This is a genomic window from Achromobacter animicus, from assembly GCF_902859585.1.
GTDB classification, from domain to species: Bacteria; Pseudomonadota; Gammaproteobacteria; order Burkholderiales; family Burkholderiaceae_B; genus Achromobacter; species Achromobacter animicus.
Window position 1 is genome coordinate 1 of record NZ_CADIJM010000049.1, and the last position, 519, is coordinate 519.

Genomic DNA, 519 nt, shown 5'->3' on the forward strand with positions numbered 1-519 from the left:
AAGGTCACCGACCTGGCCGGCAAGTCGACAAGCAATGATCTGGTCATCCAGATCATCGACACGGCTCCGATCGCCAAGAACGATTCGGCCTCGGTCACCGAAGACACCGCAACGCCGATCAACGGCAATGTGCTCGCCAACGACACGCTGGGCGCGGACAAGAGCACCGTCGCCATCACGACGACCGACGCCAAGTACGGCAAGCTGGTCGACAACGGCGACGGCACGTGGTCCTACCAGCTGAACAACAGCCTGCCGGCCGTCCAAGCGCTCAACAACGGCCAAACGCTCACCGAAACCATCCGCTACACCATCACGGACGCGGACGGCGACAAGAGCGAAGCAGTGCTGACCATCACCATCAACGGCCAGACCGATGGTCCTCCGGTCGTCACCCCGGTTGACTCCGACGGCAACGTCACCAGCGCGCACAACAGCGTGGTGGAAGCTTCCGGCGCGACGGTCACGGGTTCGATTGGCGTGTCGGCTGAAGCCGGCATTACCGCCGTCACGGTTGCT

General features: G+C 63.0%; 1 protein-coding gene. It reads left to right on the forward strand.

Annotated elements, in window-relative coordinates:
* Positions 1-519 (forward strand): cadherin-like domain-containing protein (locus HV681_RS27715; protein WP_175126288.1); only part of this gene is annotated, 519 nt, incomplete at both ends.